A 23,575-nucleotide genomic window follows, 5' to 3' on the forward strand; every position below is an offset into this window, starting at 1 on the left:
GATGGCCTTCGTCAAAGCCTGTGCGCTGAGCGAGCTGGAGGACGACACCCCCAAGAGGGTGGAGCTCGACGGCACGCCGGTATCCGTCGTCCGCACCGAGGGCGAGGTGTTCGCGATCAACGACATCTGCTCGCACGCGAACGTCTCGCTGTCGGAGGGCGAGGTGGAGGACTGCGCGATCGAGTGCTGGCTGCACGGATCGAGCTTCGACCTCCGCACCGGCAAGCCGTCCGGTCTTCCCGCGACGCGCCCCGTCCCCGTATACCCCGTCAAGATCGAAGGGGACGATGTGCTCGTCTCCGTCACCCAGGAGTCCTGAGTCACCCATGGCAACGCTTGAAATCCGCGACCTGCACGTCTCCGTCGAGGCCGACAACGCCACGAAGGAGATCCTCAAGGGCGTCGACCTGACCGTGAAGCAGGGCGAGACGCACGCCATCATGGGCCCGAACGGGTCCGGCAAGTCCACCCTCGCCTACTCGCTCGCGGGTCACCCCAAGTACACGATCACGAGTGGCACGGTGACCCTGGACGGCGAGGACGTCCTGGAGATGTCCGTCGACGAGCGCGCCCGCGCGGGCCTGTTCCTCGCCATGCAGTACCCGGTCGAGATCCCCGGCGTCTCGGTCTCCAACTTCCTGCGCACCTCCGCCACCGCCATCCGTGGCGAGGCCCCCAAGCTGCGTACGTGGGTGAAGGAGGTCAAGGAGACGATGGCGGACCTCCAGATGGACCCCGCCTTCGCCGAGCGCAACGTCAACGAGGGCTTCTCCGGCGGTGAGAAGAAGCGCCACGAGATCCTCCAGCTGGAGCTTCTCAAGCCGAAGGTCGCCATCCTCGACGAGACCGACTCCGGCCTCGACGTCGACGCCCTGCGTGTCGTCTCCGAGGGCGTCAACCGGGTCCGCGAGGGCGGCGAGGTCGGCACCCTGCTGATCACGCACTACACGCGGATCCTCCGCTACATCAAGCCCGACTTCGTGCACGTCTTCGCCAACGGCCGCATCGCCGAGTCCGGCGGCGCCGAGCTCGCCGACAAGCTGGAGAACGAGGGCTACGAGGCGTACGTGAAGGGTGGCCCCGTGAGCGGAGCGAACTCAGGAGGTACGGTCGCGTGACTGACGCCCGACAGGGGCTCTCCGGCCTCCTCGACACCGAGGCGATCCGTAAGGACTTCCCGATCCTGGACCGCACGGTCCACGACGGCAAGAAGATCGTTTATCTGGACAGCGCTGCGACCTCGCAGAAGCCGCGCCAGGTTCTCGACGCGCTCAGCGCGTACTACGAGCGGCACAACGCCAACGTCCACCGCGGTGTGTACACGATCGCGGAGGAGGCGACCGCGCTGTACGAAGGCGCTCGCGACAAGGTCGCGGCCTTCATCAACGCGCCCAGCCGCAACGAGGTGATCTTCACCAAGAACGCCTCGGAGTCGCTCAACCTCGTCGCGAACATGCTCGGCTGGGCGGACGAGCCCTATCGGGTCGACAGCGACACCGAGATCGTCACCACGGAGATGGAGCACCACTCCAACATCGTGCCGTGGCAGCTGCTCTCGCAGCGCACCGGCGCGAAGCTGAAGTGGTTCGGCATCACCGACGACGGCCGCCTGGACCTGTCCAACATCGACGAGATCATCACGGAGAAGACGAAGATCGTCTCCTTCACGCTGGTCTCCAACATCATGGGCACGATCAACCCGGTCGAGAAGATCATCCGCCGGGCCCAGCAGGTCGGCGCGCTCGTGTGCATCGACGCCTCGCAGGCGGCCCCGCACATGGTGCTCGACGTGCAGGCGCTCCAGGCCGACTTCGTGGCCTTCACCGGCCACAAGATGGTCGGCCCGACGGGGATCGGCGTGCTCTGGGGCCGGCACGAGCTCCTCGAGGACCTGCCGCCGTTCCTCGGTGGCGGCGAGATGATCGAGACCGTGTCGATGCACTCCTCGACGTACGCCCCCGCTCCGCACAAGTTCGAGGCGGGCACGCCCCCGATCGCCCAGGCGGTCGGACTGGGTGCGGCGGTGGACTACCTCACCTCGATCGGCATGGAGAACATCCACCGCCACGAGGAGGCCATCACCCGGTACGCGGTGCAGCGGCTCCTGGAGGTCCCCGACCTGCGGATCATCGGCCCGGCGACGGCCGAGGACCGCGGGGCGACGATCTCCTTCACGCTCGGCGACATCCACCCCCACGACGTGGGCCAGGTGCTCGACGAGCAGGGCATCGCCGTCCGGGTCGGGCACCACTGCGCACGGCCGGTCTGCCTGCGCTACGGAATTCCCGCGACCACGCGAGCGTCGTTCTATCTGTACTCCACGCCCGCCGAGGTCGACGCCCTGGTGGACGGCCTGGAGCACGTGCGGAACTTTTTCGGTTAGATGGCAGAGCGGCTGAGGGTTGACTGGTGAAGCTTGATTCCATGTACCAGGAAGTGATCCTGGACCACTACAAGCACCCCCACGGGCGTGGCCTGCGGGACGGCGACGCCGAGGTGCACCACGTCAACCCGACGTGCGGCGACGAGATCACGCTCCGTGTGAAGTACGACGGCGAGACCGTCGCCGACGTCAGTTACGAGGGCCAGGGCTGCTCCATCAGCCAGGCGAGCGCCTCCGTGCTCAACGAACTGCTCGTCGGCAAGGAACTCGGGGACGCGCAGAAGATCCAGGAGACCTTCCTGGAGCTGATGCAGTCCAAGGGCCAGCTGGAGCCGGACGACGCGATGGAGGAGATCCTGGAGGACGCCGTCGCGTTCGCCGGGGTCTCCAAGTACCCGGCCCGGGTCAAGTGCGCGCTGCTGAGCTGGATGGCGTGGAAGGACGCGACGGCGAAGGCGCTGTCCGAAGGGAAGACGGCATGAGCGAGAACGAGACTCTGACGACCAAGCCGGCCTCCGAGGAGGAGGTCCGCGAGGCGCTGTACGACGTGGTCGACCCCGAGCTGGGGATCGACGTCGTCAACCTGGGGCTGATCTACGGCATCCACATCGACGACGCCAACATCGCCACCCTCGACATGACGCTGACGTCCGCGGCCTGCCCGCTGACCGACGTCATCGAGGACCAGGCGAAGTCCGCGACCGACGGCATCGTCAGCGAGTTGCGGATCAACTGGGTCTGGATGCCGCCGTGGGGTCCGGACAAGATCACCGACGACGGCCGTGAGCAGCTGCGCGCGCTCGGCTTCAACGTCTGAGCCTTGACGTCCAGAACGGCCCCCGGCACACGCCGGGGGCCGTTCTTTCGCGTCGGCCGTCCGCCGTACGTGCGTCCCGTGCCCGCCGCCGGCTCGATTCCGGGTGGGCTCCGGCGCCACGGTCCGGGTGGGATCGCCGACTCGGGGCCGGGCGTGAGGCCGGTCCGGGCGGCCGGGTGTGTCCGCCGGGGCGTTCCACGGCCTCCGTCCCTGATCCGTGACACGGGTGGTGTCCGCCGGGCAGACTGGCGGGCATGTCGGTTCGCATGTACCAACTCACCGTGGACACCCACGACCTGCCGTCGCTCGCCCGCTTCTGGTGTGCGGTGCTGGACTGGAAGGTGCTGTTCGAGGACGAGGAGGAAATCGTCATCGGGGCGGACCCGTCCGCCCTGCCCGGCATGTGCTTCGTCCCCGTGCCGGACGCGAAGACCTCCAAGACCCGGCTCCACATCGACCTGGCCCCCGACGACCAGGAGGCCGAGGTGGAGCGGATCATCGGCCTCGGCGCGCGGCGCGTGGACATCGGGCAGGGCGAGGTGACCTGGGTCGTGCTGGCCGACCCGGAGGGGAACGAGTTCTGCGTGCTCAGCCCGAAGAACTCGCTGGTGGACTGAGCCCCTGACGCCCCGTGGACCCCGGCGCCTCGCGCGCGGGGCCCACGGGAGGGCGTCAGAGCCCGCCGCCGTACGGGGGCGGGCTCTGCTGCGGCAGGCCGGCGGCCTCGGCGAGTACCGGGCCGAGGTTCTCCGTCCGTATCCGCCGGTCCACGTAGAGCAGGCCGACCACCAGCTGCGGGAACGTCGTCGAGATGATCTGGCTCACCAGCTGTCCGAGCAGCGTCGCCACCAGATAGCCGCTGACCGCGACCAGCACGGCCGCGGTGCTCGGGTCGTCGCCCATCGAGGACGTCCCGATCACGCCGGGGAACATACCGAGGATCGAGAACGGCATCTGGATGACGTACCCGGCCGCGGCGGCCATCGCGACGGCCAGCAGGGTGATGCCGAAGATCCGCCACCAGTCGCCCCGCACCAGCTGGGACGAACGGCGCAGCGCAGCGAACGGCCCCTGGCCCTCGAAGACCACGACCGCCGGCGCCAGGCAGAACTTTATCCAGAGCCAGACCGCCAGAGGCCCGGTCAGCAGCGCTCCCAGCACCCCCAGTCCTGTCGCGGTGGCGGCTCCGGCGCCACCGCTCTCCATCGTGAGGAGACTGACGATCACCGCGATGAAGGCGACCATCAGCAGGATCATGGGGACGACCGCGATCAGCGCGGTGAGCACCACCGTGCCGATCACCGGGGTGACACGGGACCCGGCCCTGCGCCACACCGTGCCGAAGGAGACGGACCTGCCCAGCACCGCCTCCTGAAGAACGGCCGGCACCGCCGCGTACATCAGCCCGGAGACGAGTGCCATGACGCCGATGCCGAGCAGCAGCAGGAGCGCGCCCGAGACCACGAGCGGCACGATGTCGGAGGACGCGGCCTCCTCCTCGTAGCTGAGCGAGATCACCCGCTCCAGGTGGTCGGCGACCGCGGAGTAGGCGACGGCGACCGCCGCCACCATCAGCAGCGCGGCGCCGCCGTAGAGGGCCGCCGCCATGCCGAACAGCTGCTTCCCGTACCGGCCCATCGTCGAGAACGCCCCGCCCAGCAGGTCTCCCAGCTTCAGCGGGGCGAGCGGTATCACCCCTGGCTTCGGCGGCGGCACCCAGCCACCCCAGCCCGGCGGCCCCCCGTAAGGACCGCCCCCGTACGGTGCGCCCCCGTAGGCGCCCCCGCCCCACCCTGCGTCCTGCGCCACTACCACTCCGTTGTTCGTATCGTCCGGTCATCGGCCCTGCCGATCCGGACACCGTAGCGTCCCCGGACCACCCCGAACCCTGCCCCGACCGGGGCGAGGGCGGGCGGGACGGTCATGTGTACGGCTGTACACACCGTTGTGTACGCTCGTACGCATGGGATACGGACTGCTGGCCGCGGCGATAGCGGCGGAGGTGGCCGGGACGACGGCCATGAAGTACAGCGAGGGGTTCACCCGGCTGTGGCCCTCGCTCGTCACGGTCGTGGGCTACGTGCTGGCCTTCGCGCTGCTCGCCCAGACCCTCAGGACACTCTCCATCGGTACCGCCTACGCGATCTGGGCGGGCGTGGGCACGGCGGCCGTCGCGGCCATCGGGATCATCTGGATGGGCGAGGCCGCGGGGCCCGCGAAGCTGGCAGGCATCGCGCTGATCGTCGCGGGCGTCGTGGTCCTCAATCTCGGAGGAGCCCACTGATGGCCCGGCGGTACGACCCCGAGCGGCGCGAGCGCATCATCGACGCGGCCGTCCGGGTCGTGAGGGCCAAGGGCATCGCGGGCCTCAGCCACCGCTCGGTGGCGGCGGAGGCCGACGTGCCGCTCGGCTCGACCACCTATCACTTCGCCTCGCTCGACGAGTTGCTGGTCGCCGCCCTGCGCCGGTGGAACGAGACCTTCGCCGCCACGGTCCGTGAGAGCGCCCGGCTCTCCGACCCCGCGGTCCCGCTCGCCGACGAGCTGGCCCGGCTGCTGGGGGAATGGCTCGCGGGCGGGCGCGGACCGATGGAGCTGGAGCGCGAGCTTTGTCTCGCGGCCCTGCGCCGTCCCGCCCTGCGGCCCGTCGCCGCCGAGTGGGCCGACGGCCTGGCCGCGCTGATCGTCCCGCGGTCCGACCCGGCCACCGCGCGGGCTCTCGTCGCCCTGATGGACGGGATCAGCCTCCAGGCGCTGCTCACCGGGGGAGACTTCGACGCGGAGTACGCCAGGGAGATGCTGGCGAGGGTCGTGGCCGGGGCCGCCCACTGAGCCCGGTCAGGCGGAGCCCCGGCGCACGGCCGCCAGCGCGGCCCGCACGCTCGCCTCGATGTCCGTGATCGGGTACAGCGCCTCGACGACCGTCCGGTCCCGGTCCACCACCAGCGTCAGCCGCTTCATCCGGCTGACGCCGGCCGCGCGGAACGTCGGGAGCCGCAGAGCCGCCGTCAGCGCCAGCCCCGCGTCGGAGAGCAGCACGAAGCGCAGCCCCTCGGCCTCGGCGAACGCCTGCTGCTCGTCCGGGCGCTGGGTCGACACCCCGTGCACCGTCGCGCCCGCCTCGGTGAATTCGGCCAGCCGGTCGCGGTAGGTGCACGACTCGAGGGTGCAGCCGCGCGCGCCGGGGATCGAGGACCACCCCGGCGGATAGGAGTCCCCGCGCGCGTAGGCGCCGGGGAAGCAGTACAGGACGGTGTACGGGGTGGCGGCGACCGGGTCGTGCGACCCGCCGTCGTGGCCCAGCAGTTCCAGCTCGGGCAGCCGGGTGCCCACGAGCGCCTGGACCCGGGCGGCCTCCCTGGAATCCTCCGCGGCCGTGGCCATCGTCTCTCCCTCTCCCAGCACCCAGGCGTCGCCCCAGTCCTGGAGCGCGACGAGCACCGGCAGCAGCGCGCGCCCGCGCGGGGTGAGCCGGTATTCGTGTCGGACCGGCCGGTCCTGGTACGGGTGCCGCGCCAGCACGCCCGCGTCCGTCAGCAGACGCAGCCGCTCGGTGAGCACCTTCCGGGACACCCCCAGCTCGTGCTGGAGCGCGTCGAAGCGGTGCACCCCGCGCGCGGTGTCGCGCACGATGAGCAGGGTCCACCAGTCGCCCACGACATCGAGCGCCTGGGCGATCGCGCAGTCGGCGTCGGCCAGGCTGGTGCGCTGCGGCACGTGACCGCCTCCTCGTTCGGTTGACCTGCGGATGCCAGGCTGCCATAGTCCGTTCCCAAAAGGAACTCACTAGGGTCGGGGGACACATGCTGCGCGGTATACCGAGGACCGTCAGGCTCCTGGCCTTCGGCGCCTTCCTCAACGCCGTCGTGAGTTTCACCTTCGTCTACCTCTTCCTCTACCTGACCGGCCCGCGCGGCCTGTCCGTCGCTGAGGCGGGTGTGATCAGCGGCGTCGGCGGGGCCGGCCTCGTCGCGGGGAACTTCACCGGCGGCTGGTTCGGCGACCGTTACGGCCACCGGCGGATGCTCCTGGCCGGGGCCTGCGTCAGCGGGGCGGCGCTCGTCACCCTCCCGGTGCTGCCCCTGCCCGCCCTGTACGCGGTGCTGCCGCTCGCCCAGTACGCCTCGGGAGTCGTGCGCGCCGCCAACTCCGCGCTCGTCGCCGTCTCGGTCCCCGAGGGCGGGCGCCGCCAGAGCTTCGCCCTCACCCGCTTCGCCTCCAACGGCGGCTTCACCGTGGGTCCCCCGCTCGGCGCCCTGATCGCCGCGCGCTTCTCGTACGACTGGCTCTTCCTCGCCGACGGCCTCGGCACCCTGCTCTTCGCCGCCTACGCCGCGGCGATCCTGCCGGCCCGCGGCACCGCGCATTCGGTGCCCGCACACGATCCGCAGGCGCCGGGCCTGTGGAGCGAACTCCGGGCCAGACCCGCGCTACCGGTCCTGCTGGCCGCGATCGTCTGCGTCGACCTCGTCTACCGCCAGCAGTACTCCACCCTGCCCGTCTTCCTCGCCGACCACGGGCACGGTGCCCAGTTCTACGGCTGGCTGATCGCGATCAACGGGGGCGTCATCCTCTGCCTCGAACTCCCCGCCGCGCACGCGCTGCGCCGCCGGGCGCCGCTGACCGTGGTCGGGGCCGGACTGCTGCTGGTCGGGCTGGGGTACGCGATGCTGATCCCCGGAGCGGGGACGCTGTACGCGGTCGCGATGATGGCCTCGCTGACCCTGGGCGAGATCCTCTACAAGACCACGGCCACCGCCTATGTCGCCGACGAGGCCCCCCGGCACGCGCAGGGGCGGTTCCAGAGCCTGTACGCGGGCGCCTCGATCAGCGGCCAGGTGCTCGCCCCGCCCCTGGGCGGCGCGCTGTACACCGCGGCGCCCGCGCTGCTCTGGCCCCTGTGCGCCGTGCTCGCCGGTGGCGCGGGCCTGGCCGTACTCGCGGCGCGGCGGGTGCGGCAACCCTCCCGGACGCTGAGACCGGTTCGCCCGCGCGGGGCTCGGGCGGTTAGGTTTCGGTCATGACCGACACGACTTCCCAGGGTTCCGCCCGCACCACCGGCGCCGTCGCCGCCGGCCTCGCCACCATCGCCGGTGACGGCACCGTCCTCGACACCTGGTTCCCCGCCCCGGAGCTCGCAGCCGAGCCCGGCCCGGCCGGAACCCAGCGCCTGAGCCCCGAGGAGGCGGTGAACCGCCTCGGCGAGGGCGCGGCCAGGGCCATCGGTGTGGACGCGCGCCGCGGGGTGGAGATCGTCGCCGTCTCCACGGTCATCTCCTCGCTCGACGACAAGCCGCTCGACGCGCACGACACCTACCTGCGGCTGCACCTGCTCTCGCACCGGCTCGTCCAGCCCCACGGCCAGAACCTCGACGGCATCTTCGGCTTCCTCGCCAACGTCGCCTGGACCTCGCTGGGCCCGGTGGCCGTCGACGACCTGGAGAAGGTCCGGCTCAACGCCCGCGCCGAGGGCCTGCACCTCCAGGTCACCTCCGTGGACAAGTTCCCCCGGATGACGGACTACGTCGCGCCCAAGGGCGTGCGCATCGCCGACGCCGACCGGGTCCGGCTCGGGGCCCACCTGGCCTCGGGGACCACCGTGATGCACGAGGGCTTCGTGAACTTCAACGCGGGCACCCTCGGTACCTCCATGGTCGAGGGCCGCATCTCCGCGGGTGTCGTCGTCGGCGACGGCTCCGACATCGGCGGCGGCGCCTCCACCATGGGCACGCTGTCCGGCGGCGGCAAGGAGCGCATCGTCATCGGGCAGCGCTGCCTCATCGGCGCCGAGGCCGGCGTCGGGATCGCGCTCGGCGACGAGTGCGTGGTGGAGGCCGGGCTGTACGTCACGGCCGGCACCCGCGTCACGATGCCCGACGGGCAGGTCGTCAAGGCCCGCGAGCTCTCCGGCGCCTCGAACATCCTCTTCCGCCGCAACTCGGTCACCGGCGCCGTCGAGGCCCGCCCGAACAACGCGGTCTGGGGCGGGCTCAACGACATCCTGCACAGTCACAACTAAGCGGTAGCCGCGAGGAGTTCCTCGTACACCCTGCGCAGCCCGCCGACCGCCTCGCGGCCGGCGGGCTGCAACGGTTCACGGACCGGACCCGCGTCGAGCAGCGCCTTGACCGTGACCGTGCCGGGCAGGCCCGAGGCCATCATCGCCTCCACCAGGGGCACGGCGAGCCCGTTCAGCCGTGCGGCCTCCGCGGTGTCACCGGCGTCGAAAGCGTCCAGGACGGCCCGCATCCGGCGCGGGACCACGTTGGCGACCGTACTGACGTAACCCGCCCCGCCCAGCGCGTACAGCGGCAGGTTCAGCTCCTCGCAGCCCGAGTAGTAGGCCAGCGTGGTGCGCGCCATCACCTTCGTCGCCGCGAGCAGGTCGTACGAGCAGTCCTTGACCGCCACGACGCGCGGGTGCTCCGAGAGGCGCAGGAGGGTGTCCGGTTCGATCCTCGTGCCGGTGCGGCCGGGGATGTCGTAGAGCATCAGCGGGATGCCCGTGGCCTGCGCGATCCGCAGGAAGTGGGCCTCCACGGCCGCCTGCGGCGGGCGGCTGTAGTAGGGCGTCACCACCAGGAGCCCGTCGGCGCCCGCGGCCTCGGACTCCTGCGCCAGCCGGACCGTGTGCCGGGTGTCGGAACTGCCGACGCCCGCGAGGAGCGGGACCGATCCGCCGACCGCCTCACGGACCGCCCGGAGCAGGGCGGTCTTCTCCTCGTCCGTCGTGGTCGGGGACTCGCCCGTGGTGCCGCTCAGCACGAGGCCGTCGCAGCCCTCGGCGACGAGCCCGGCGGCGTGCCGGCGGGCGGCGTCCAGGTCCAGGTCACCCGAGGCGGTGAACGGAGTGATCATGGCGCAGAGGGAGCGGCCGAAGGGCCTGGCCGTGTGGGATGTCATCTCCGCAGTCTCGGCGCCCGGTCCGCGCGGGTCCACTTAGATCTGCTCGGGGTGAAGGCCAAGAGATGCTGAACTGTCGTACCCGCCGGCCTCGGTCTGACATGATCGAACTGATGGACGACGGGCCGTTCCAGGGGTGGGGTGCACGGTATGTGCGTACGGAAGACGATCCCGGCCGCCCTGTGCACGGTGGCCGTACTCAGCCTCTCCGGCTGCGCCGGCTTCCTGGTGCCCGCGGGGGAGGGGGAGCCGGCTCCGGCGGGCAGCCCCGCCGCCCCGTCGCCCGTGCCCGCCGTCGAGGTCCCGGACACCCCGGCAGGCGCACCCGCCCAGGGCGCGCCGTCCCCGACGGCCGTGACCGGAGACTGCCCCCCGGCGGGGGTGACCGTGGACATGGGCGAGGTCCAGACGGCGATGTTCCACCGCGCGGTGGTGCTCACGCTGACGAACTGCGGGAAGGAGCCGTACCGCGTCCACGGGTATCCCGCCGTCCGCGCGCTGGGGGAGGAGGGTGAGCGCCTCGCCGTCCCCGTGAACCCGGGAGGCTCGATGTTCGGCAACGACGAGGGCCCCGAGGAGGTCATGCTGAAGCCGGGCGGGGCCGTCCGGTCCACCCTGGCCTGGGTCTCCACCGAGGAGGGCAGCGACCTCATCGAGGGCGACGCCCTGGAGATCTCCGCGGCCCCGGACACCGGCGCGCGCGTCTTCCCGCTCGAAGGTCACGACCTGCGCCTGATGGACGAGCTGAACACGACCGCCTGGCGCACCAGCACGACAGGATGACCGGCCTACGGCGCCGGGCCCGTGCGCACGTCCGCGGCGGTACCCCCGCCCTCCCGGTCCGTGCCGCCGCCGGATTCCCGCGCCGGCGGGTGTCGGCCCCGGACCCCGGCGCGCGCGTGCCAGGCTGTGGACCGGACCCCGCGCGAGGGCTCACCGGGGTCCGTGCGAAAGAAGTCCTGAGAAACCTGGACGGCGATGTCGAGAATCCGTGACCGGCTCCGTCCCCGCTGTGAAGGCGACCACGACGGGTCGCCACGGCGAGGAGGAACACGATGGCCAAGTACCTGATGCTCAAGCACTACCGCGGCGCCCCGGCGGCGGTCAACGACGTGCCGATGGACCGGTGGACGCCCGAGGAGATCTCGGCGCACATGCAGTACATGCACGACTTCGCGGCCCGGCTGGAGGGGACCGGCGAGTTCGTCGACGGCCAGGCGCTCGCCCCCGAGGGGATGTGGGTCCGCTACGACGGTGAGGGGCGCCCGCCGGTCACCGACGGCCCGTTCGCCGAGACCAAGGACCTCATCGCCGGATGGATGGTGATCGACGTCGACAGCCGCGAACGCGCCGTCGAGCTGGCCGGGGAGCTCTCGGCCGCCCCCGGGGCGGGCGGGAAGCCGATCCACGAATGGCTGGAGGTGCGGCCGTTCCTGTCGGCGCCTCCCACCATCACGGAGTGACCGCACCGATGGACGAGGCCCTGCTGCGCAGTCTCATCCCGGGCGTTCTCGCCGTCCTCGTCCGCCGCGGGGCCGACTTCGCGGCGGCCGAGGACGCGGTGCAGGACGCACTGGTCGAGGCGCTCCGGGTCCGGCCCGCCGGATCCTCCTCCCCGGGAACCGGGTCCGGCGGCGAGGAGGGCGGGCCCGGTGGGGACGGCGGGCCCGCTGAGGGAGGCGGCTTCGGCGCGGGCGGCGGGGAGCCCGTCAGGGACCCGAAGGGCTGGCTGGTCACCGTGGCCTGGCGCCGGTTCCTCGACGCGACCCGGGCGGATGCCGCCCGGCGCCGGCGCGAGGACCGTGTCGAGGAGGAGCCGGCACCCGGCCCCGCGCCGGCGGCGGACGACACGCTCCAGCTCTACTTCCTGTGCGCCCACCCCTCGCTCACCCCGTCGTCCGCGGTCGCGCTCACCCTGCGCGCCGTGGGCGGACTGACGACCCGGCAGATCGCCCAGGCCTATCTGGTGCCCGAGGCGACCATGGCGCAGCGCATCAGCCGGGCCAAGCGCACGGTTTCCGGCGTGAGGTTCGACCGGCCGGGCGACGTGGCCACCGTGCTGCGCGTCCTCTACCTGGTCTTCAACGAGGGGTACTCCGGCGACGTCGACCTCGCCGCCGAGGCCATCCGGCTCACCCGGCAGCTCGCGGCCCGGGTCGACCACCCGGAGGCGGCGGGACTGCTCGCCCTCATGCTGCTCCACCATGCCCGGCGTGCCGCCCGGACCGCGGCGGACGGCAGCCTGGTGCCCCTCGCCGAGCAGGACCGCGGCCTGTGGGACACCGATGCGATCGCCGAGGGCGTCGCGATCCTCCAGGGGGCCCTCGCCCGTGACCGGCTGGGCGAGTTCCAGGCCCAGGCCGCCGTCGCGGCGCTCCACGCGGACGCGCCCACCGCGGAGGAGACCGACTGGGTGCAGATCGTCGAGTGGTACGACGAGCTCACGCGCCTGACCGGCAACCCCGTCGTCCGGCTCAACCGCGCGGTGGCCGTCGGTGAGGCCGACGGACCGCGCGCCGGGCTCGCGGCACTCGCGGAGCTGGACGCCGCACTGCCCCGCCACACGGCGGTGGCGGCCTACCTCCACGAGCGGGACGGTGACCTGGCGACAGCGGCACGGCTGTACGCCGAGGCGGCGCACAAGGCCCACGACCTCGCCGAGCGCGACCACCTCACCCGCCAGGCGGCCCGCCTCAACGCACACCGGCCCCGCTGACGCGGCGCAGGCCGCTCCGGGGCGCCCCGGAGCGGCCTTCTTGGCGTCGCCCTCCTCGCGCGTGGCGGACGCCGGGCGCGAGGAGGGCGACCTGCGGGAGGCGACGGCAGTGGGCGTCGACGGGACACGTCCGCCGGGCCGACTCCCCGGTGGCCGCGAGCGCGTGGGACCGGCGGGAACCCCGGTGCCGCACAGGAGGCGGGCCCGGGACCAGCAGGGCGCGACCGGCGGTGGTGTCCCCGGCCGCCCCCCGTGCGCGGCCTCGCGGCCGGCCTGCGGGAGAACCGGGCGGCTCGGGACGAAAGGCGTCTACGCTGGGGCCGCGGCCGAGGACCCGTACAGACCGGTCCGGCCCCGCACACAGCCCGCGCACGCCCCGAGGAGAATCCCCTGATGTCCGCAGAGCGCCCCTCCCTGCCGCCGGTGCGGCTGCACTCCGAGGCCGAGCTGGCACGGGACGCGCTGGCCGCTCCGCTGCTCGTCCGCGCCGTCCGCCTCGCCCGCTGGGCCGGGCCGGGGACGCGGGTCGGCGCCGGGGGCGAACTCGTCGAGACCCAACTGCCCGCCGCCGCCGAGCACCTGGGGCTCGCCGACGACGAGGACGGCGCCGCGTACGCCAGTGAGGCCTGGCGCCTCGCCGTCGACACCGGGCTCGTCGACGTGGAGGACCCGCAGGACGAGGACGGTCTGGACGAGACCGCGGGCGACGACGCCGAGGGCACCGCCACCGCGGGGGAGAATCTCGCCCTGCTCACCTCGGGATCCCCGCAGGACGTCCTCGCGATCTGGCTCGACGGCCTGGACGCCGTGCACGCGGACGCCACCGCCCCGGCCTTCGACGACTTCGCCGACCTCATCGGCGAGGACGGCAGCGTCGACTTCGACGCCCTGGACTGGGACCCGGAGGCGGAGGCCGAGTTCCTCGACGGCGTGCTCGCCAACCTCTACCTGCTGACCGTCTCCGAGGCGGGCCCCGCCGACGCCCCGGTGCCGCTGCCGGCCCTCGCCGCCTCCGTGGTGGTGCCCGAGGACATGGGCGAGCCCACCGACGACGTCCTCGAACAGGTCTCGGAGGCGATGATGCGGCTGGACGAACAGTTCCGGGTGCTGGAACCCATCGGCATCGTCGAATACCGGCCGGTGGACGAGGCGTTGCTGACCGAGGAGGGCGAGGAGGCCACACCGCCCGCCGACGACGAGGACATCACCCGCTACGGCCTGGTGAAGCTGACCCCGCTCGGGCTCTACGGCATCCGGGAGCGGATGCAGGAGGCCGGGGTGGACGCGCCTGCCGTCGGCGACCTCGCCGACAAGGGTGCCGACGCGCTCCTCGACGGCATCGCCTACTACCCCGAGGAGGCCGCGCGCTCCGAGGTCGGGCTGTGGCTCGCCCGGCGCGGCGCCGACGAGGCCGAGGCCGCCGCGGCCGAACTCCTGGGCGCGGCACGCGGCGCCGACCGGCGCGCCCCGCTGCGCAGGCTCCACTGCCAGCAGGCCCTCGCCCTGGTGGGGCCCGAGGCGGAGCCCGCGGTGCGCGCGGTGCTCGGCGACCCCGAACTCGGCGGGCTGGCGCGCGTCTGGCTCGTGGAGCGTGGCGCGACGGACGTGCCCGCTCCGCCGGAGTCGATGATCTTCTGGCTCGCCGTCGACACGATCGCCGCCCAACTGGACGCCGACGGCGACCTGGACGAGCTCCAGGAGCTGGTCGAGGGCCTCTCCGGCCAGCACAGCGGCTTCTTCGACGAGGCCTGGCGGGTCGACCACCCCGCGACGTCCGAGGTGCTCGACGCGGTGGGGCGGCTGCACCGCGACCGGAAGATCGCGAAGGAGGCCCGCAAGGCCGCCTTCAAGGCGCGTTCGCGCGCGAAGGGCTGAGCCGGGGCGGGGAGGCTTTTCGGCCAGGCGCGGTGATCCGCGCCCGGCCGGAACCCCGCGCGGCGGGTCGATTTGTCCCTGATCGCCGGAGGGCTTGATCCGAGAGCCCGCTCGACGTCGTGCGTCGTTCAACTGGTGTTGGGCCGGGGGAGAGAGCGTGATCACGCCAACCACCCGGCCACATACCCGCAGGAGTCCGCGATGTCAGTCACGCGCAGGGAATTCACCAGACAGTCAGCCCTCACCGGGGCGGGCATCGCTCTCACCGGCGCCGTCGGCGCCCTGGCCACCGCGCCCGGCGCTCTCGCCGCGGAGGACGCGCGGCACGGCCACGGCCACGGTGAGCAGGACAAGGGGCACGGCAAGGAGCTGGGCTACGGCCCGCTGATCCCCGACCCGAACGGCATCCTCGCGCTGCCCGCCGGATTCGCGTACCGCGTCCTCACGCACAGCGGTGTCACCAAGCTGGAGACCGGCGAGCCGACCCCCTCCAACCACGACGGCACCGCCGCCTTCGAGGGCCCCCGGGGCGTCACGCTCCTCGTCAACAACCACGAGCTGAGCGGCACCCGGGCCGGCTGGGAGTACCCCGTCCCGCTCACCGAGGGGCTCGTCTACGACCCGGTCGCGGCCGGTGGCTGCACCGTCGTGGAGACACGCCGTGACGGCCGTACCGCCGAGTGGGTCGGCATCGCCGGTACGTCGACCAACTGCGCGGGCGGCAGCACCGAGTGGGGCACCTGGCTCACCTGCGAGGAGACCGAGGACAAGGCAGGCAAGAACGGCCTCCTCAAGGACCACGGCTACGTCTTCGAGGTCGACCCGTACGACAAGCGCGCCAACCGCGACCCCCGCCCCATCAAGGCTTTCGGCCGCTTCGCCCACGAGGCCGTCGTCATCGACCCGAAGCAGGGGCACGCCTACCTGACCGAGGACGCGTCCGGCCCCAACGGCCTGCTCTACCGCTGGGTCCCGCCGAAGGGCTTCCGGCACGGCCGCGGCAAGCTGCGCACCCTCGCCGACGACGCCGGTGTCCTCCAGGCCACCAAGTGCTTCGACAAGAAGGGCGCGTTCGTCGACGACCTGTCCCGCGCCACCGAGATCGGGACCGTCTACGGCGTGGACTGGGTCGACGTGCCCGACCGCGACGCGAGGACGGTCTCCGTGCGCAAGCAGTTCACCGACGGCCAGGTCACCCGCGCCCGCAAGCTGGAGGGCATGTGGTGGGGCGACGGCGGTGCCTACTTCGTCTCCTCGTTCGCCCGGGGCGAGAGCCCCGTGGCGCACGACGGCCAGGTCTGGTTCTACGACCCCAAGCGCCGCACCATCACGCTGAAGGTCCTGCTCGGCGTCAACCCGGACCCGTCCGTGGACGGTGCCCTCGACGGCCCGGACAACATCACCGTCTCGCCCTACGGCGGCATCGTCATCTCCGAGGACGGCAACGGCATCCAGCACCTCTTCGGGGCGACCGACAGCGGCCGTACCTACCCGATCGCGCGCAACGAGCTGAACGAGGGAACGGAGGAGGACCCCTCCTACAGCGAGATGACCGGGGTCACTTTCTCGCCCGACGGAAAGACGCTGTTCGCCAACATCCAGAGCCCGGGCATCATGCTCGCCATCACGGGCCCGTGGAAGCGCCAGCCGAACAAGTGACGCGGCACGCGCGGCGCCGGGGGAGGGAAATCCTCTCGCCCGCCGCGCGGCTGTTCTCCTAAGGTCATGGCCATGCACCTCCCGGTGCGAAGGCAGCGGCTCCTTCCTTTCACGAGATCACGCCGCAGCCGTCCTGACCTCGGGAGGCACGAGCGCAGGGTGCCCGGTGCGCGGGCGACGGTTACTTCGTCATTCGACGGTCGCCCGGGGGCGCGGACCGGCTGGCCGAGGCGGGCATGACCTGGGAGGCGCTCGCGGGCTGGCTGCAGGGCCCGATGGACGCGGAGGCCTGGGAGGCCGTGATCCCGTCCATGGGAGCCATGGCGCTCGTGCGCAACCTGCGCAATTTCGACGAGGCGGGGGTCTCGGACGAGGTCGCGGCCTGGGTGGCGGCGCGGATCAGCGATCCGCAGGCCGTCGCGGCCTCGCGGCAGTTCCCCTTCCGCTACCTCGCGGCGTACCAGCACGCGCCGTCGCTGCGCTGGGCCCACCCGCTGGAGCAGGCGCTCGGGCACTCCCTGGAAAACGTCCCGGCGCTTCGCGGTCGCACACTGGTCCTGGTCGACCGCTCCGGCTCGATGTGGTCCCCGCTGTCGGAGCGCTCCCAGCTGAACCGGGCCGACGCGGCGCCCGTCTTCGGTGCCGCGCCGGCGCTGCGGGCCGATGACGCCGACCTGGTCGAGTTCGGGACGAGCAGCGCGCCGGTGGGGTACCGCAGGGGTGAATCCGTACTCAGGATCCTGGAGCGCTTCGGCGACCTCGGCGGGACCGACACCGCGGGGGCGGTGCGCGGGCACTACCGCGCACACGACCGGGTACTGATCGTCACCGACGAGCAGGCCTCCTTCACCCACTACGGCGACGCCACCGAGGGCATCCCGCCGACCGTGCCCGTCTACACCTGGAACCTCGCCGGATACCGGCTCGGGCACGCCCCGTCCGGAAGCGACAACCGCCACACGTTCGGGGGTCTTTCCGACGCGGCGTTCCGCATGGTGCCCTTGCTGGAAGCGGGCAGGAGCGCGGTCTGGCCCTGGAAGCGCTGATTACGAATGCGGCACTACTGACCGCTCCGGAGCGGTCGGGCATGGCGTCGGCGGCTCCCAGGGCGCATACTCGACCGTAATGAAACAGTCAGCCGGTTCCCGGCGTCACCTGCCTTCCAGTCCCTTCAACCGCCCGGCCCAGGAGGCCCCACCGGTCGAATGCTTCGATGTGGGCGACAGGGTGTCGCACGACCAGTTCGGTCTCGGGCGAATTCTCGCCGTCGAGGGCGACAACGACGCGGTGCTCATCGACTTCTCGGGGCGCCAGGGGAGGATCCTGAGCCCGTACTCCAAGCTGACCAAGCTCTGAGAGAGCGAACGAGCACGCACAGCGTCCCACCGGAGACTCTCCGGATCCGGGGCACCTGACGGATGACAGCCGTCGGGTGCCCCGGAAGCCGTTCCCGGGGGCCCGGGCCGGCCCTACAGGGCCTTCGCGGCGGGCTTCACCATGCCCCGGACGGTCCGTGACTTCACGAACTCGCCCATGCCGGTCATCTCCCATTCGCCGGAGAACTGCTTGATGAGCTTGGCCATCATCACGCCGGTCTGCGGCTCCGCGCCGGTCAGGTCGAAGCGGACGAGCTCCTCCCCGGTGGTGGCGTCGATCAGCCGGCAGTAGGCCTTGGCGACCTCGGTGAACTTCTGGCCGGTGAACGAGTTGACCGTGAAGACCAGGCCCGTCGCCTCGGCGGGGATCCGGCCGAGGTCCACGACGATCACCTCGTCGTCGCCCGCGCCCTCACCCGTGAGGTTGTCGCCGGAGTGCTTGATCGCGCCGTTCAGGATGGAGAGCTTGCCGAAGTAGCAGCTGTCCAGGTGGTTGCGGTTGGGACCGTAGGCGATGACCGAGGCGTCGAGGTCGATGTCCTTCCCGCGGAACGCCGGCTCCCAGCCCAGGCCCATCTTCACCTGCGAGAGCAGCGGCCTGCCGCCCTTGACCAGGGAGACCGTCTGGTTCTTCTGGAGACTGACCCGGCCCTTGTCGAGATTGATCTTGCCGGAGCCGGCGGGCGCGGGCGCCGCCGGGGGCGCAGGGGGAGCGATCCGCGGGTCCACGGGCGCGACGGGCGGTGCGGCCGGGGGAGCGAGGGGCGCTGCCGCGGGGGCGGGCGGGGCGGCTGCGGCGGGCTCCTCCACCGTGACGCCGAAGTCGGTGGCGATGCCCGCCAGGCCGTTCGCATAGCCCTGGCCGACCGCACGGGCCTTCCAGGCGCCGTTGCGCAGGTAGATCTCGATGACCACCAGCGCCGTCTCGCCGCCCAGCTGCGGCGGGGTGAAGGTGGCGAGCACGCTTCCGTCGTCGGCGTTGCGCACGGTGGCCGTGGGCTCGACGCCCTGGAAGGTCTGGCCGGCGGCGTCGGGGCTCGCGGTGACGACGATCTTCTCGATGCCCGGGGGGACGCCGGTGGTGTCCACCACGATCGCGTCGGGTGCGGACCCGCCGCCCGAGCGGTAGGTCACGCCGGGGCCCGAGGGCTGGTTGTAGAAGATGAAGTCGTCGTCCGAGCGCACCTTGCCGTCGGCGGTGAGCAGCAGGCCCGAGACGTCGAGCCGCACCGGGGCGGCGACGTCCACCGCCACGCGGGCGGCGGAGAGAGGGATGTTCGAGCCGGGGGTCATTGCGGTCATGCACGGGGTAACGAACGACCCGGCTTTGCCGTTCCCTTACCTTCGGTGGCTTGATCCGTACGGCTCAGCGCCGGCCGCCGGCCCGGTTGCGCGGGTGGTCCCGGGCGGTGCGCTCGTTGCCGTGCCGGTACGCGCCCGTCCAGCGCGCCATGACGAGCTGGGCGTCGCCCGACTCCACCTCGGCCAGGAACTTCTCCGCCCGGCCGCCGCGCAGCGTCCCCGCGGGGCGGCCGTGGTGGGTGAGGGTGACGCTCGCGTCACCGTGCTGCTCGTACCGGAATCCGGAAGGTCTGGGCATGGCCGTATGGTGCACCTTCCGGCGCGCCGTGGCACGGCAATTTTCCGGGGCCCGCGGAGGGGCTCAGTAGGGCCAGATCGGCGGGTCCGTGACGAAGTGGCCGCCGAGGTGGGCGTGGTCGGGATTCTCCGGGTCGAGCTCACCCTGCTCGGCGACGAGCTTGTCCGCGTACTGCTCGGAGTCGTCCTGGGGGTCGTAGCCGAGGGCGCGGGCGCTCGTCAGGTCCCACCACAGACGGGTGTTGTCGGAGGAGCCGTAGACCACCGTGTGCCGCACGTCCTCGGCGGTCAGGGCGGCGTGGAAGAGGCGCGCTCCGTCGCCGGGGCTCATCCAGACGGACAGCATCCGTACCGACGTCGGCTCCATGAAGCAGGACCCGATGCGCACGGACACGGTCTCCAGGCCGTGCTTGTCCCAGTAGAACTGGGCGAGGTCCTCGCCGAAGGCCTTCGACAGACCGTAGAAGGTGTCGGGCCGGCGGGGCGTCTCGACCGGGATCAGGGGGTCGCCGGGCAGAGGGCGCGGGGTGTAGCCGATGGCGTGGTTGGAGGAGGCGAACACGATGCGCCGGACACCCTCCTCGCGCGCCGCCTCGTAGAGGTTGTAGGTGCCCTCGATGTTGGAGCGCAGGATCTTGTCGAACGAGGCTTCCAGCGAGATGCCCGCGAGGTGGATGATCGCGTCGACGCCCCGCACGGCTTCCCGGAGCGCGTCCCTGTCGCAGAGGTCCGCGGTGACGGCGCCGGGCTCGCCGTCGACGGGCGTGAGGTCGAGGAGCCGGAGGTCGTAGCCGTACGCGGGGAGCAGTCCCCGCATGAGGGTGCCGAGGCCGCCGGCGGCGCCGGTGAGCAGGACGGTGCGGGGAGCGGGCATACGGGATCTCCTCGGTGCGGGCGCAGGACGCGGTCGCGGCGTGCGCGGACAGGTGCGGCAAGGTGCTGCGCGGAGCTGGACGTACGGACAGCAAGGTACGCGCGGCACGCGGACATGGCGCGACCCGCCCGGGGCGTCAAATGCATGGATCACATTCACATGCGTGGACACGCTAAGAAGTTCTGGCGGACCGCGTCAAGTGGGGCGCCGATGCGAACGATCCCTGCCCGAGGAGGGCGTTCTCGTCTTGACCTGCGCCGCACGGCTGCCTTAGCGTGGCAGCGTTCATGAATATGGACATCGATCATAATTGTGCACGCCTGAATCTGCTCAGGGAGCGCCCGTGACCTCAGCCCCCCTTGCCGCCCGACTCACCGACGTCGCCGGGCCGCTCTTCTTCCCCGTCACCGCCTACGGGCCGGACGGCGCCGTCGATCTCGACGCCTTCCGCGCGCACGTGCGCAAGGGTGTCGACGCCGGCGCGGCGGCCGTCTTCGCCTGCTGCGGCACCGGCGAGTTCCACGCGCTGACCCCCGGCGAGTTCCGCCTCGTCGTGGCCGCCGCCGTCGAGGAGACGGCGGGGCGGGTGCCCGTCGTCGCGGGCGCCGGCTACGGCACGGCGCTCGCGATCCAGTACGCGCAGCTCGCCGAGGAGGCGGGCGCGGACGGGCTGCTCGCCATGCCGCCCTACCTCGTCGTCGCCGGCCAGGAGGGGCTGCTGGCCCACTACACCGCCCTCGCCGCCGCGACCTCGCTGGAGACGATCGTCTACCAGCGGGACAACGCGGTCTTCACCCCGGAGACCGTCCTCGCCCTGGCCGGCACGCCCGGGATCATCGGGCTCAAGGACGGCGTGGGCGACCTCGATCTGATGCAGCGCATCGTCAGCGCCGTACGCACCGGACGGCCGGGCCAGGACTTCCTGTACTTCAACGGGCTGCCCACCGCCGAGCTCACCGGGCTCGCCTACCGGGGCATCGGCGTCACGCTCTACTCCTCGGCCGTCTTCGCCTTCGCCCCCGACATCGCGCTCGCCTTCTACCGGGCGCTGGAATCCGGCGACGACGACCAGGCCGACGCCCTGCTCGACCACTTCTACCGCCCGCTCGTCGAACTCCGGGCCAAGGGCCGGGGTTACGCCGTGTCGCTGGTGAAGGCGGGAGTCCGGCTGGAGGGCCTGGACGTCGGACCGGTGCGCACCCCGCTCACCGAACCCCCGGCGGCGCACGTCGAGGAGCTGACCGCGATCATCGCGAACGGCCGCGCCCTGCTGGAGAAGTACGGCACGCGGGAGGCGAAGTGAAGGCCTCCGCCTTCCTGTACCCCTGGGACGTCGTCGGGGACCCGGACGCCGCGGGGCGGCTCGCGGCCCTCGGCGTCCAGCAGGTGACGCTCGCCTCCGCCTACCACTCCACCCGGGCCCTGACCCCCCGCCACCCCGCCCGCCGGATCGTCACCGCCGAACACGCGGCGGTGCTCTACCCGCCGGACGCCACCCGCTGGAAGGGGCGCGAGCTGAGCCCCTACCCGCAGTCCTGGGTGCCGGGGGACGACCCGTACGCCGAGGCCGCCGATGCGCTGGAGGGGGCAGGGCTCCAGGTGCACTCCTGGGTGGTCCTGGCGCACAACTCCCGGCTCGGTGCGGAACACCCGGAGACCTCCGTGGTCAACGCCTACGGCGACCGCTACCCCTGGGCACCGTGCATCGCCCGGCCCGCCGTCCGCGCGTACCTGGTGGATCTCGCGGCCGAGGCGGCCGTGCGGCCCGGGGCGGCGGGCACCGAGCTGGAGTCGTGCGGATGGTACGGCTTCGCGCATCTGCACGCCCACGACAAGACCGCGGGAGTGGGCCTCGGGGACGCCGCGCAGTATCTGATGTCCCTCTGCTTCTGCGCCGCCTGCCGGGCCGGATACGCCTCGGAGGGGCTGGACCCCGGCGAACTGGGCGCGGCGGTCCGCCGCGCGCTGGAACCCGTCTGGGCCGGGCAGGGGTCCACGGACTCCGGCTGGCCCGCCGTGGCGAAGCTGCTCGGCGACGACCTCGCCGACGCCACCCTGCGGTGGCGCACACAGGTCGCCAGGGGCCTCCAGGAGGCGGCCGTGGCGGCGGTGCGGGCCGCCGCGCCCGGGCCGGGCTTCCAGGTCCTGCTGCACGCCGACCCGTCGCCGTACCGCACCGGGGCCAACGTCGGGACGGACCCCGCGCACATCCTGTCCACGGCGGACGGGGTGGTGCTGCCGTGCACCGGGCCGGACGCGGCCCGCGAGGCGGTCCTCGGTCCGTACGCGGGGCGCTCCGGGGTGCTCGCCGCCAACTTCAACGTGGTCACCGGGATGGGCGGCAGCCCGGGCACGCTGGCCCGGGACGCCGCGCACGCGGCCTCGCTCGGCGCGGGCGAACTGCGGCTGTACCACGCGGGTCTGGCCTCCGGTCCGGACCTGCGGGCCGTCACGGACGCCCTGTCCGCGCTCCGCGAGGGCTGACCGGCCCCGCCCGATCCCACCCGCAGGTCCCCGGCGCACCGCCGGGGACCTGCGGCGTTTGCGGTCCGCGGCGGCGCAACCAAATTTCTTCTGTCAGAAGCGTTGACGAAACATTCGCACCGCTCTAGCTTCATCGCGTCATACTTCGTACGTCATATATGAGACGCGATACGCGAGATGTGAGCACCTTTCCATGACCTTTGCGCCTGCCCCGATCCCTTCCAGGACCCAGTACGTGCTGGAGGCGATCAAGCACGCGATCCTCACCGCGCAGCTGAGACCGGGACAGGCCCTCGTGGAGACCGAACTCGCCGCCCAGTTCGGGGTGTCGAAGACCCCCGTCCGCGAGGCGCTGAAGACGCTCGCCGGTACCGGACTGGTCGTCATGAGCCAGTACAAGGGCGCCACCGTCCGTCTCGTGGACGCCGCCATGGCCCGGGAGGTGTACGACGTGCGCCTGCTCCTGGAGCCGGAGGCGCTGCGCCGCACCATCACCCGCCAGGCGTCGCTGGAAGCGGCCCAGGAGGCCCTGGAGCGGGCCGACTCGGCGATCGACAAGGCGGACCGCTCGCTCGCCAACCGGGACTTCCACCGGGCGCTCTACCTGCCCTGCGGCAACCCGCTGCTCGGACGGATGCTCGACGAGGTCCGCGACCAGGCCGCCCTCGTGTCGACCGTGGCCTGGTCGGCGATCCCCTCGTGGGAGCGCGAGGCGGCCGAGCACCGCGAGATCCTCCGGCTCGCGCTGGCCGCCGACGCGGAAGCCGCCGCGGGCGCCCTGCACGACCACATCGCATCGTTCGTACGCCGCGCCTTCCCCGACGACGAAGACGGGGGTGACACGGCGTGAACCACCCGCTGGATCCGACTCACCAGCACCTCGACGAAA

General features: G+C 72.2%; 25 protein-coding genes and 1 pseudogene. 20 read left to right on the forward strand and 6 right to left on the reverse strand.

Annotation, left to right across the window (positions count from 1 at the left end):
• The first annotated feature begins 1 nt into the window (after position 1).
• The 6 genes from ACFY8O_RS11805 to ACFY8O_RS11830 all read left to right on the forward strand — a co-directional run bounded on the left by ACFY8O_RS11805 (position 2) and on the right by ACFY8O_RS11830 (position 3,817).
• Complete coding sequence (locus ACFY8O_RS11805) at positions 2 to 319, forward strand: bifunctional 3-phenylpropionate/cinnamic acid dioxygenase ferredoxin subunit (protein WP_014156911.1); 318 nt, start codon at positions 2 to 4, stop codon at positions 317 to 319.
• Between the two features lie 7 nt (positions 320 to 326).
• On the forward strand, positions 327 to 1,118 hold the full coding sequence (gene sufC, locus ACFY8O_RS11810; RefSeq protein WP_387900832.1) for a Fe-S cluster assembly ATPase SufC: 792 nt from the start codon (positions 327 to 329) through the stop codon (positions 1,116 to 1,118).
• On the forward strand, positions 1,115 to 2,383 hold the full coding sequence (locus ACFY8O_RS11815) for a cysteine desulfurase (RefSeq protein WP_145802442.1): 1,269 nt from the start codon (positions 1,115 to 1,117) through the stop codon (positions 2,381 to 2,383). The genes sufC and ACFY8O_RS11815 overlap by 4 nt, the downstream gene beginning before the upstream one ends.
• 26 nt (positions 2,384 to 2,409) lie before the next feature.
• The gene (gene sufU / locus ACFY8O_RS11820) at positions 2,410 to 2,865 is read left to right on the forward strand and encodes a Fe-S cluster assembly sulfur transfer protein SufU (RefSeq protein ID WP_167526128.1); all 456 of its coding nucleotides are present in this window, start codon (positions 2,410 to 2,412) and stop codon (positions 2,863 to 2,865) included.
• Complete coding sequence (locus ACFY8O_RS11825) at positions 2,862 to 3,200, forward strand: metal-sulfur cluster assembly factor (protein WP_145802444.1); 339 nt, start codon at positions 2,862 to 2,864, stop codon at positions 3,198 to 3,200. Before sufU ends, ACFY8O_RS11825 begins: the two co-directional genes overlap by 4 nt.
• A gap of 254 nt (positions 3,201 to 3,454) precedes the next feature.
• The gene (locus tag ACFY8O_RS11830; RefSeq protein WP_145802446.1) at positions 3,455 to 3,817 is read left to right on the forward strand and encodes a VOC family protein; all 363 of its coding nucleotides are present in this window, start codon (positions 3,455 to 3,457) and stop codon (positions 3,815 to 3,817) included.
• Positions 3,818 to 3,872: 55 nt separating this feature from the next.
• Here ACFY8O_RS11830 and ACFY8O_RS11835 read toward each other — a convergent pair whose 3' ends face one another.
• A complete protein-coding gene (locus ACFY8O_RS11835) occupies positions 3,873 to 4,916 on the reverse strand; it encodes a hypothetical protein (RefSeq protein ID WP_387900835.1) in 1,044 nt (347 codons plus the stop codon).
• 247 nt (positions 4,917 to 5,163) lie between these two features.
• Between ACFY8O_RS11835 and ACFY8O_RS11840 the strand changes: the two genes are divergently transcribed.
• Both ACFY8O_RS11840 and ACFY8O_RS11845 read left to right on the forward strand, forming a co-directional pair.
• Positions 5,164 to 5,484 (forward strand): DMT family transporter, encoded by a 321-nt coding sequence (locus ACFY8O_RS11840; RefSeq protein WP_145802448.1) that lies wholly within the window; start codon positions 5,164 to 5,166, stop codon positions 5,482 to 5,484.
• Positions 5,484 to 6,032, forward strand: coding sequence for a TetR/AcrR family transcriptional regulator (locus tag ACFY8O_RS11845; RefSeq protein ID WP_387900837.1), 549 nt, complete (start codon positions 5,484 to 5,486; stop codon positions 6,030 to 6,032). The genes ACFY8O_RS11840 and ACFY8O_RS11845 overlap by 1 nt, the downstream gene beginning before the upstream one ends.
• Before the next feature lie 6 nt (positions 6,033 to 6,038).
• On the opposite strand, the gene ACFY8O_RS11850 is transcribed toward ACFY8O_RS11845, so the two are convergent.
• The gene (locus tag ACFY8O_RS11850) at positions 6,039 to 6,917 is read right to left on the reverse strand and encodes a winged helix-turn-helix transcriptional regulator (protein WP_145802452.1); all 879 of its coding nucleotides are present in this window, start codon (positions 6,915 to 6,917) and stop codon (positions 6,039 to 6,041) included.
• 86 nt (positions 6,918 to 7,003) lie between these two features.
• On the opposite strand from ACFY8O_RS11850, the gene ACFY8O_RS11855 reads away from it, so the two are divergent.
• Both ACFY8O_RS11855 and dapD read left to right on the forward strand, forming a co-directional pair.
• Complete coding sequence (locus ACFY8O_RS11855; protein ID WP_145802453.1) at positions 7,004 to 8,224, forward strand: MFS transporter; 1,221 nt, start codon at positions 7,004 to 7,006, stop codon at positions 8,222 to 8,224.
• Positions 8,221 to 9,219: a 2,3,4,5-tetrahydropyridine-2,6-dicarboxylate N-succinyltransferase gene (dapD, locus tag ACFY8O_RS11860; RefSeq protein ID WP_387900839.1), complete on the forward strand. Its 999-nt coding sequence runs from the start codon at positions 8,221 to 8,223 to the stop codon at positions 9,217 to 9,219. Before ACFY8O_RS11855 ends, dapD begins: the two co-directional genes overlap by 4 nt.
• Here dapD and dapA read toward each other — a convergent pair.
• The gene (gene dapA / locus ACFY8O_RS11865; RefSeq protein WP_387900841.1) at positions 9,216 to 10,103 is read right to left on the reverse strand and encodes a 4-hydroxy-tetrahydrodipicolinate synthase; all 888 of its coding nucleotides are present in this window, start codon (positions 10,101 to 10,103) and stop codon (positions 9,216 to 9,218) included. The genes dapD and dapA overlap by 4 nt on opposite strands.
• 150 nt (positions 10,104 to 10,253) lie before the next feature.
• Between dapA and ACFY8O_RS11870 the strand changes: the two genes are divergently transcribed.
• From ACFY8O_RS11870 to ACFY8O_RS11900, 7 genes and pseudogenes are all read left to right on the forward strand, one after another.
• On the forward strand, positions 10,254 to 10,886 hold the full coding sequence (locus ACFY8O_RS11870; RefSeq protein ID WP_387900843.1) for a DUF4232 domain-containing protein: 633 nt from the start codon (positions 10,254 to 10,256) through the stop codon (positions 10,884 to 10,886).
• A 272-nt stretch (positions 10,887 to 11,158) separates the two neighbouring features.
• Positions 11,159 to 11,566: a YciI family protein gene (locus ACFY8O_RS11875; RefSeq protein WP_145802462.1), complete on the forward strand. Its 408-nt coding sequence runs from the start codon at positions 11,159 to 11,161 to the stop codon at positions 11,564 to 11,566.
• A gap of 8 nt (positions 11,567 to 11,574) precedes the next feature.
• Positions 11,575 to 12,819 (forward strand): RNA polymerase sigma factor, encoded by a 1,245-nt coding sequence (locus tag ACFY8O_RS11880; protein ID WP_387901128.1) that lies wholly within the window; start codon positions 11,575 to 11,577, stop codon positions 12,817 to 12,819.
• Between the two features lie 393 nt (positions 12,820 to 13,212).
• Positions 13,213 to 14,694, forward strand: coding sequence for a hypothetical protein (locus tag ACFY8O_RS11885; protein ID WP_387900845.1), 1,482 nt, complete (start codon positions 13,213 to 13,215; stop codon positions 14,692 to 14,694).
• Between the two features lie 201 nt (positions 14,695 to 14,895).
• On the forward strand, positions 14,896 to 16,353 hold the full coding sequence (locus ACFY8O_RS11890; protein ID WP_387900847.1) for an alkaline phosphatase PhoX: 1,458 nt from the start codon (positions 14,896 to 14,898) through the stop codon (positions 16,351 to 16,353).
• A 203-nt stretch (positions 16,354 to 16,556) separates the two neighbouring features.
• A pseudogene (locus ACFY8O_RS11895) lies at positions 16,557 to 17,399 on the forward strand (TROVE domain-containing protein); the annotation flags it as partial.
• 79 nt (positions 17,400 to 17,478) lie between these two features.
• Positions 17,479 to 17,709: a hypothetical protein gene (locus ACFY8O_RS11900; RefSeq protein WP_003969918.1), complete on the forward strand. Its 231-nt coding sequence runs from the start codon at positions 17,479 to 17,481 to the stop codon at positions 17,707 to 17,709.
• Between the two features lie 113 nt (positions 17,710 to 17,822).
• Here the strand turns inward: ACFY8O_RS11900 and ACFY8O_RS11905 are convergent, their stop codons facing one another.
• From ACFY8O_RS11905 to ACFY8O_RS11915, 3 genes are all read right to left on the reverse strand, one after another.
• Entirely contained in the window at positions 17,823 to 19,031 is a 1,209-nt protein-coding gene (locus tag ACFY8O_RS11905) for a TerD family protein (RefSeq protein WP_387900849.1), read from the reverse strand.
• 64 nt (positions 19,032 to 19,095) lie between these two features.
• Positions 19,096 to 19,329 carry a hypothetical protein gene (locus tag ACFY8O_RS11910; protein WP_145802469.1) on the reverse strand — a complete coding sequence of 78 codons (234 nt, stop codon included), beginning with the start codon at positions 19,327 to 19,329 and terminating at the stop codon, positions 19,096 to 19,098.
• 63 nt (positions 19,330 to 19,392) lie between these two features.
• Positions 19,393 to 20,202 (reverse strand): NAD-dependent epimerase/dehydratase family protein, encoded by an 810-nt coding sequence (locus ACFY8O_RS11915; protein ID WP_387900851.1) that lies wholly within the window; start codon positions 20,200 to 20,202, stop codon positions 19,393 to 19,395.
• A 343-nt stretch (positions 20,203 to 20,545) separates the two neighbouring features.
• Here ACFY8O_RS11915 and ACFY8O_RS11920 point away from each other — a divergent pair, with 343 nt between their 5' ends.
• From ACFY8O_RS11920 to ACFY8O_RS11930, 3 genes are all read left to right on the forward strand, one after another.
• The gene (locus ACFY8O_RS11920) at positions 20,546 to 21,505 is read left to right on the forward strand and encodes a 5-dehydro-4-deoxyglucarate dehydratase (protein WP_145802473.1); all 960 of its coding nucleotides are present in this window, start codon (positions 20,546 to 20,548) and stop codon (positions 21,503 to 21,505) included.
• The gene (locus tag ACFY8O_RS11925) at positions 21,502 to 22,686 is read left to right on the forward strand and encodes a hypothetical protein (RefSeq protein WP_387900853.1); all 1,185 of its coding nucleotides are present in this window, start codon (positions 21,502 to 21,504) and stop codon (positions 22,684 to 22,686) included. The genes ACFY8O_RS11920 and ACFY8O_RS11925 overlap by 4 nt, the downstream gene beginning before the upstream one ends.
• A 193-nt stretch (positions 22,687 to 22,879) precedes the next feature.
• Positions 22,880 to 23,536 carry a GntR family transcriptional regulator gene (locus ACFY8O_RS11930; protein WP_145802478.1) on the forward strand — a complete coding sequence of 219 codons (657 nt, stop codon included), beginning with the start codon at positions 22,880 to 22,882 and terminating at the stop codon, positions 23,534 to 23,536.
• Positions 23,537 to 23,575: the final 39 nt, after the last annotated feature.

The sequence above is a fragment of the Streptomyces argenteolus genome (assembly GCF_042902585.1).
GTDB lineage: Bacteria > Actinomycetota > Actinomycetes > Streptomycetales > Streptomycetaceae > Streptomyces > Streptomyces argenteolus.